The organism is Exiguobacterium sp. A1_3_1 (assembly GCF_048985645.1).
GTDB lineage: Bacteria > Bacillota > Bacilli > Exiguobacteriales > Exiguobacteriaceae > Exiguobacterium_A > Exiguobacterium_A indicum.
In genome coordinates, this window is the sequence record NZ_WBYY01000177.1 from 1 (window position 1) to 6,645 (window position 6,645).

Here is a 6,645-nt window from a genome sequence, read left to right on the forward strand (position 1 = left end):
AAGTCGTTGCGCGAACAAAAGATCCTTCAACACATGACAGTCAAGGTTGACTATATCTCGAAAAAAGGGGAATTGCTTGAGAACGGAGATTCGCTCTTCGTGAAGCTGTAAGATGGATTGAAAAACAAGATGTGCGGTTCCCTTTCGATTTGTTATACTGGAAATACTTGTAATGAATAAGGGGGAACTTTCATGAAACCACCACGTTTACAAAAAGGGGATAAGATTGCCATCGTCTCACCGGCGTCTGCTGTCGCAGCATACGTACCGCGTCGTCTCGCCCGCGGTATCGCAACACTTGAAAAAATGGGCTTTGAGGTCGTCTTGATGCCGAACGCAACAGCTGTCCATAGTCATACGGCAGGAACGATCGGGGAACGGCTACAAGATTTACATATGGCGTTCGCTGATCCGTCGATCAAGGCGATCATCTCGACGATCGGTGGGTTTAACTCGCACCAGCTACTCGACGAACTCGATTATGAATTAATCCGGAACAATCCGAAGATCTTCGTAGGTTACAGCGATATCACGGCACTGTTTGCTGGGATCTATCAGCAGACAGGATTGACGACGTTCGTCGGACCCGCACTGCTGACGCAGTTCGGTCAATTCGATGGTCTTGATCCGTATACAGAAGAATCGTTCAAACGTACGTTCATGCAGACGGAGCCGATTGGTCGGATCGAAGCGTCTGAGGAGTGGACAGATGAGGTTTTACGCTGGGATGTCGCGGACGACCGAAGACGAGAACATCAAGTGAACGCAGGGTACACGATCGTTAAGACCGGTGTCGCAGAAGGTCCGATTCTGACGGGGAACACGGGAACACTTTTACTGCTTGCCGGAACACCTTACTTGCCATCGTTTGACGGTGTCGTCTTGATGCTTGAGGATGACGAGAGTGAGACACCAGAAACGATCGACCGGTATTTCACGCAATTGCGACACATGGGTGCGTATGACAAGATTGCGGCACTCGTCGTCGGACGCTTCCCGCGAAAAGTCGATTTTGACCCGGACTTCCCGCTCAAGGACATCATTCTGCGCGCGACGCGAGGCTATGATTTCCCGATCATTCTCGATGCGGACTTCGGGCATACGGATCCCGTCACGACACTCGCGAATGGGGTGCAGATTCGTGTCGAAGCAACGGATTCGGTGACACTCGATGTGTTAGAGGCAGCCGTCGAGTAAAAAGGTCTGCACGACGCCTTGAAATTTGGTACACTGTACCATGGAATCACGATCTTGAATCGTGACGAATCTCCTGCTGAAAAGCACGAAAGGTTGGTCAAACATGCAAAAAACTGGTCATATCTTATTAGAAGATGGAAATAAAATTGAATTCGAATTGTTCAACGATGAAGCACCGATCACGACTGAAAACTTCGAAAACCTTGCGAACTCGAACTTCTACGATGGATTGAACTTCCACCGTGTCATCCCAGGCTTCGTCTCACAAGGCGGATGCCCAATCGGAAACGGTACAGGCGGTTCAGGAAAAACGATTCCTTGTGAAACGTCAACATCATACCCACACAAACACAAGGCGGGTTCACTCTCGATGGCACACGCTGGTCGTAACACAGGATCAAGCCAGTTCTTCATCGTACACGAGCCACAACCGCACCTCGACGGCGTACACACGGTCTTCGGACAAGTGACTTCAGGTCTCGAACATGCACAAAAAATGAAGCAAGGCGCTGGCATTAAAGAAATCCGCGTCGAAGCGTAAGTTCTTGCTCCTCTTCGAACGTTCGAAGAGGAGTTTTTCTTTTTTTAGAACCGGGTACAATCAGTAAGGAAACTCAACTCGAAAAGGAGTGTTTGTCATGCGTTTAGAAGGAAAACGAATCATCCAAGTCGTCAGCAATGACTTCGAGGATTTAGAATTATGGTATCCTGTCCATCGTTTACGTGAAGAAGGCGCGATCGTCGACATCGTCGGTGAGAAGGCAGATGAGACGTATATCGGGAAGTACGGTGTTCCGATCAAATCGAATAAGACGTTCGATGAGATTAATCCAGCAGAATACGATGCGATTCTTGTTCCGGGTGGTTGGTCACCCGATCTGTTACGCCGCTTTGACTCTGTCCTGAACATGGTGCGTCATTTTGACCAGAACAAACAACCGATTGGTCAAATCTGCCACGCTGGTTGGGTGCTGATCTCTGCTGGCATCTTAAAAGGCGTCAACGTCACGAGTACGCCAGGGATCAAGGATGACATGACGAATGCGGGTGCGATTTGGCATGATGAAGCTGTCGTCGTCGACGGACATATCGTCTCGAGTCGTCGTCCACCCGATCTACCGGACTACATGCGTGCCTTCATCCAAGTGATGGAAGAACAAGCGTGATTCAGATGCAGGGGACGTCACGAGACGGACTCCTGCATTTTCATGGATTATGAAAAAAATGCAGTAATTCTGTGTGAGAAGGTGTAGAATGAATGAGTCTCAGTCGTTCATACTCCTGAGAGTTGTTGAAATTAGGAAGGTGTAGAATCACATGCTAGTAAAATATAAGAAGTTGAATGAACGGACCGCGATGGGGCTGATCGCCTTTTCGTGCGAAGTGAAGGATCCGAAGTATTTGCTTGAAACGGTTCAAGCCTATGAACAGGAAGAAGACCAACGCTTGTATTTGTACAAACAAGATGAGGATTTCGTCGGTGTCATCGGGTTTCAATTAATGGATGGCCATGCTGAATTGAAACATATCGCATTATCACCGTCTTTCCGTGGAGAACGGATGTCGTATCTCCTACTCGATGAAGCAGCCAAACTTCTTCGAACGGATATTACGGGTGCGACCGAAGAGACGCAACGCCTCGTCGACAAATGGAAAAATCAATAAAAAGACCGGTCCATGGCTCAGATGGACCGGTCTCTTCGGTTTTGTAGCGCTTCTTGTCGTGCCGTGACGACATCCGTACGATCGCGCAAACGGTGTTTATGCGTCACATAGTCGAGATCAGGTGCTGTCGCTTCAAGTGCGACGGTTCGGATGACGTCCGGGAAGACAGGTAACGGGATGTGCCGATAGATCTTATTCGTAAAATGGTCGCGATGATCGAGCAAATATGAGACGTCGATCCCGGACGCAATCAGTGATGCCCGGTGACGTTCGATTTTATCGAATGCTTTCGCATATGTCCGCTGTGCCCCAGTCGTATTTCCGCGGCGGTGATGATAGCGGGCGACGGCCAGTTGGATCAGACCGACAAGCGCCTCGTCCTGGCGTTGTCCTTCTTGCCAGACTTCCTCTAAGATTTCATGGCACTCGAAGTAATCGTGCCGAATGTTGAATTCAAATACGAATCGCTCGATCGGATTCATGGAATCACCTCTTCCTTTGAATATAACATAGTCGAACCCATCTGTTGTATGGTATACTAAGGCGCAAAAAACGTTGATGGGCAGGGAGAATCATGGAATCATACAGTGTAAAGATGGATGCGTTTGAAGGCCCGCTGGACTTGCTGTTACACTTGGTTGGTAAATTAGAAATCGATATTTATGATATATCCGTTTCCATGGTGACGGATCAATATGTGTCCTATATCCGTGCGATGCAGCATCTTGAACTAGATGTTGCTAGTGAATATCTTGTCATGGCAGCGACGCTGTTGCAACTGAAAAGCAAACAACTCTTGCCGATCGAACAGACGGAATACGATGAGATTCCTGATTTCGAGGAAGAACCGACGCGAGAAGGTCTGATTCAACAGTTGATCGAGTATAAAGCATACAAGGAAGCAGCACTCGTCCTGAAAGAAAAGGAAGAGGCACGCCTTGAGCTGTTCTCGAAACAACCAGAGGATTTGATGCGTTATCTCGATACGGATGCACAAGAGTATAACGGTACGTTATCACTGAGTGATTTATTACGTGCTTACGAAAAAATGCGCCAACGGGAAGCCTGGAAGGTACGCCGTTCGAAGACGGTCAAACGGGAAGAACGTTCACTCGAGCAACAGATGGAGTCCGTTGCCCGGTACGTCGCGACCCGTGAGCGGACGACATTCTTCGGTTTTTTTGCGGAGCAACCGACGGTCGAAGAACTAGTCGTCAGCTTCCTCGCTGTTCTTGAGCTCGTGAAGCAACGGGTCATTGATTGTGAACAGATGACCGATGATATCCTATTGCGGAGCATGGTGAAGGAGGAGAGTCAGATTGGCGTATGAACAAATCATTGAGAGCCTGTTATTCGTCGTCGGAGACGATGGAATCGATCCGCGTGGTCTCAGTCAAGCGCTAGAGATCAGTGAAGCGGCAGCGCGTGAACAGTTGCTGGCTCTTCAAACGACATTCGAAGCAGAGCAGCGTGTGTTGCAAATCGTTGAGTCGGGTGGTGTCTTTAAGATGGTGACACGAAAAGAGATGTCGCCATATATTCAGGCATATGCCGGTTCGCTCGCAGAAGATTCCTTGTCTCGAGCAGCAATGGAGACACTCGTCATCATCGCATACAAGCAACCCGTCACACGTGCTGACATCGAAGTCGTTCGTGGTGTGAAGACGGAGCGTGTCATCCATACGTTAAGTGCAAAAGGTTTGATTGAAGAGGCGGGACGCGCCAAAGGCGTCGGTCGCGCAAAATTGTATAAAACGACGGATCATTTCCTGGACCATTTTGGTCTGAACAGTATTGAAGAGTTGCCGCCACTCGAGTTCGAAGAAACGTTCGAATCGGATGGAGATCTCTTCTTCCGGAATGATCCTTCATTAGAGGAGAGAGTGAATTAATGGAACGGTTACAAAAAATCATCGCACAAGCAGGTGTCGCTTCGCGGCGTAAAGCAGAGGAATTGATCACAGCAGGTCGCGTCAAGGTCAACGGAAAAGTCATCACGGAGCTTGGAACGAAAGTCGGAGCACGTGCCGAAGTCGAAGTAGACGGTGTGAAGCTCGAACGGGAAGAACACGTCTACTACATGCTCTATAAACCAACAGGTGTCGTTTCGACGGTTGAAGACGACAAAGGACGTAAGACGGTCGTCGATCTCGTACCACCCGGACACCGTGTCTTCCCAGTCGGTCGACTCGACTACAATACGAGCGGTCTTCTTTTAATGACGAATGACGGTGAATTCTCGAACCTCTTGCTTCACCCGAAATATAAGGTACCGAAGCGTTATATCGTCAAAATCAAAGGTGTACCAGAATACTTCCACGTCAAAGGTCTTGAAAAAGGTGTCGTCTTACCGGATGGTTTCAAGACAGGTAAAGCACGTGTCGAGATGCGCGATATCGATAAGAAGAAAAATACAGCGATTCTTGAAATGGTCATCTACGAGGGACATAACCGTCAAGTCCGTCAAATGGTCGAGACACTCGGTTCGGAAGTCTTGAAGTTGAAACGTGAACAGTTCGGTTTCTTGACACTGGCCGGTCTTACTTCTGGCGAGTGGCGTGAACTTTCAAAAAAAGAAGTCAATCAATTGCGTGAGCTAGCGGATCCAGCCGCTCCACCTACGAAAAGACGTAAGAACACAAAAAAACGTTAATTTGTAAAGCGAGAAGCTCATCCTCCGGGTTGAGTTTTCTTTTTTTGTGACAAAACGATTAACGAATTTCACATTTTGTCAACGGTAAAGCGATTTCAAGTACAATATGGGTGGAGGCGGTAAAATATGAAAAAAACGAAACAAAATCCGGAAGAACGCTTAGCAGCGGCCCAGCAAAAAAAGAAGAAACGCTCCTTCTGGCGTCTGATGATCATGACGATTGTCTTGTTCGCCGGAGCAGTCGTCATCATGCAATTCGTCGATCAAGCGACACGTGATAAAAACGGTCGTGTCATGGCAGGCGATGATGCCCCTGGTTTCGCACTCGTCGATCTATATGGTGAGAAACAGCACTCGATGGACGAATACAAAGGAAAAGGACTTTTACTCAATTTCTGGGGAACATTCTGTGAACCATGTAAGAAAGAGATGCCATTGATCAATGACAACTATCAGATGATGCAAGACCAAGGCGTCAATTTCGTAGCGGTCAATGTCGGTGAAACACCAGTTCGTGTCTCAAGCTTCATCAAGGATATTGGCGGAACGGACTATCCGATTCTCATGGATACGAACAGTTCGGTCGAGAAGGCTTACGGGATCTACAACTTACCTGTGACGTTCATCATCAATAAAAAAGGTGAAGTCGTCGAGAAGTATGAAGGTGAGATTGATCAAGCGAAGCTCGAAGAGATGGTGAAGAAGGCGAACGAGTAACGCATCGAAGGGGGATTTAAGGATGCAGGAGCAAGAAGATTTCAAACAACTGGACATGCGTTACGAGGAAGCGGAGCTTCGATCGAAACGTAAGAATCCATCTTGGATCGACCGGGCATGGACGTTCTTCTCGTCCGTCAAGGTCGGGTTATGGTTGATTGCCTTGATCATCATCGCGAGCGGGGTCGGAACGATCTTCCCGCAAGAGATGTATATTCCACAGGCAACACCACCAGAAGAGTTTTACCAAAAGGAATACGGCACGGCAGGTGACATCTACTATACGTTAGGATTCCATAACCTATTTGAATCATGGTGGTATATCGGATTGATCACGCTTTTATTACTCTCGATCATCATCGTGTCGATTGACCGATTCTTCCCGCTCTACCGAGCACTGAAGAAACAACCGG

10 protein-coding genes are annotated in these 6,645 nt (G+C 48.1%); 9 read left to right on the top strand and 1 reads right to left on the bottom strand.

Features of this window, described 5'->3' with window-relative positions:
- Window positions 1-192 precede the first annotated feature (192 nt).
- The 4 genes from F8N00_RS15135 (at window position 193) to F8N00_RS15150 (ending at window position 2,862) form a co-directional block, all read left to right on the top strand.
- Window positions 193-1,197 carry a S66 family peptidase gene (locus F8N00_RS15135; protein ID WP_023467681.1) on the top strand — a complete coding sequence of 335 codons (1,005 nt, stop codon included), beginning with the start codon at window positions 193-195 and terminating at the stop codon, window positions 1,195-1,197.
- A gap of 103 nt (window positions 1,198-1,300) precedes the next feature.
- Window positions 1,301-1,738 carry a peptidylprolyl isomerase gene (locus F8N00_RS15140; RefSeq protein ID WP_023467682.1) on the top strand — a complete coding sequence of 146 codons (438 nt, stop codon included), beginning with the start codon at window positions 1,301-1,303 and terminating at the stop codon, window positions 1,736-1,738.
- A gap of 97 nt (window positions 1,739-1,835) precedes the next feature.
- Entirely contained in the window at window positions 1,836-2,363 is a 528-nt protein-coding gene (locus F8N00_RS15145; RefSeq protein WP_035398198.1) for a type 1 glutamine amidotransferase domain-containing protein, read from the top strand.
- Window positions 2,364-2,514: 151 nt separating this feature from the next.
- The gene (locus F8N00_RS15150; protein WP_023467684.1) at window positions 2,515-2,862 is read left to right on the top strand and encodes a GNAT family N-acetyltransferase; all 348 of its coding nucleotides are present in this window, start codon (window positions 2,515-2,517) and stop codon (window positions 2,860-2,862) included.
- 17 nt (window positions 2,863-2,879) lie between these two features.
- On the opposite strand, the gene F8N00_RS15155 is transcribed toward F8N00_RS15150, so the two are convergent.
- Window positions 2,880-3,344 (bottom strand): DUF309 domain-containing protein, encoded by a 465-nt coding sequence (locus F8N00_RS15155; RefSeq protein WP_058265159.1) that lies wholly within the window; start codon window positions 3,342-3,344, stop codon window positions 2,880-2,882.
- A gap of 92 nt (window positions 3,345-3,436) precedes the next feature.
- On the opposite strand from F8N00_RS15155, the gene F8N00_RS15160 reads away from it, so the two are divergent.
- The 5 genes from F8N00_RS15160 to F8N00_RS15180 form a co-directional block, all read left to right on the top strand.
- A complete protein-coding gene (locus F8N00_RS15160) occupies window positions 3,437-4,192 on the top strand; it encodes a segregation/condensation protein A (protein ID WP_023467686.1) in 756 nt (251 codons plus the stop codon).
- Complete coding sequence (scpB, locus tag F8N00_RS15165) at window positions 4,182-4,754, top strand: SMC-Scp complex subunit ScpB (RefSeq protein WP_023467687.1); 573 nt, start codon at window positions 4,182-4,184, stop codon at window positions 4,752-4,754. The genes F8N00_RS15160 and scpB overlap by 11 nt, the downstream gene beginning before the upstream one ends.
- Window positions 4,754-5,515, top strand: coding sequence for a pseudouridine synthase (locus tag F8N00_RS15170; RefSeq protein WP_023467688.1), 762 nt, complete (start codon window positions 4,754-4,756; stop codon window positions 5,513-5,515). The genes scpB and F8N00_RS15170 overlap by 1 nt, the downstream gene beginning before the upstream one ends.
- Before the next feature lie 126 nt (window positions 5,516-5,641).
- The gene (gene resA, locus F8N00_RS15175) at window positions 5,642-6,232 is read left to right on the top strand and encodes a thiol-disulfide oxidoreductase ResA (protein ID WP_023467689.1); all 591 of its coding nucleotides are present in this window, start codon (window positions 5,642-5,644) and stop codon (window positions 6,230-6,232) included.
- Between the two features lie 22 nt (window positions 6,233-6,254).
- Window positions 6,255-6,645, top strand: a 391-nt coding sequence (locus F8N00_RS15180) for a cytochrome c biogenesis protein ResB (protein ID WP_421018500.1), incomplete at its 3' end; no start/stop codon positions are given.

What these genes read in the sequence shown, in the direction of transcription:
- F8N00_RS15135 (WP_023467681.1), top strand. Translation starts at nt 193, where the DNA reads ATGAAACCACCACGTTTACAAAAAGGGGATAAGATTGCCATCGTCTCA.
- F8N00_RS15140 (WP_023467682.1), top strand. Translation starts at nt 1,301, where the DNA reads ATGCAAAAAACTGGTCATATCTTATTAGAAGATGGAAATAAAATTGAA.
- F8N00_RS15145 (WP_035398198.1), top strand. Translation starts at nt 1,836, where the DNA reads ATGCGTTTAGAAGGAAAACGAATCATCCAAGTCGTCAGCAATGACTTC.
- F8N00_RS15150 (WP_023467684.1), top strand. Translation starts at nt 2,515, where the DNA reads ATGCTAGTAAAATATAAGAAGTTGAATGAACGGACCGCGATGGGGCTG.
- F8N00_RS15155 (WP_058265159.1), bottom strand. Translation starts at nt 3,344, where the DNA reads ATGAATCCGATCGAGCGATTCGTATTTGAATTCAACATTCGGCACGAT.
- F8N00_RS15160 (WP_023467686.1), top strand. Translation starts at nt 3,437, where the DNA reads ATGGAATCATACAGTGTAAAGATGGATGCGTTTGAAGGCCCGCTGGAC.
- F8N00_RS15170 (WP_023467688.1), top strand. Translation starts at nt 4,754, where the DNA reads ATGGAACGGTTACAAAAAATCATCGCACAAGCAGGTGTCGCTTCGCGG.
- resA (WP_023467689.1), top strand. Translation starts at nt 5,642, where the DNA reads ATGAAAAAAACGAAACAAAATCCGGAAGAACGCTTAGCAGCGGCCCAG.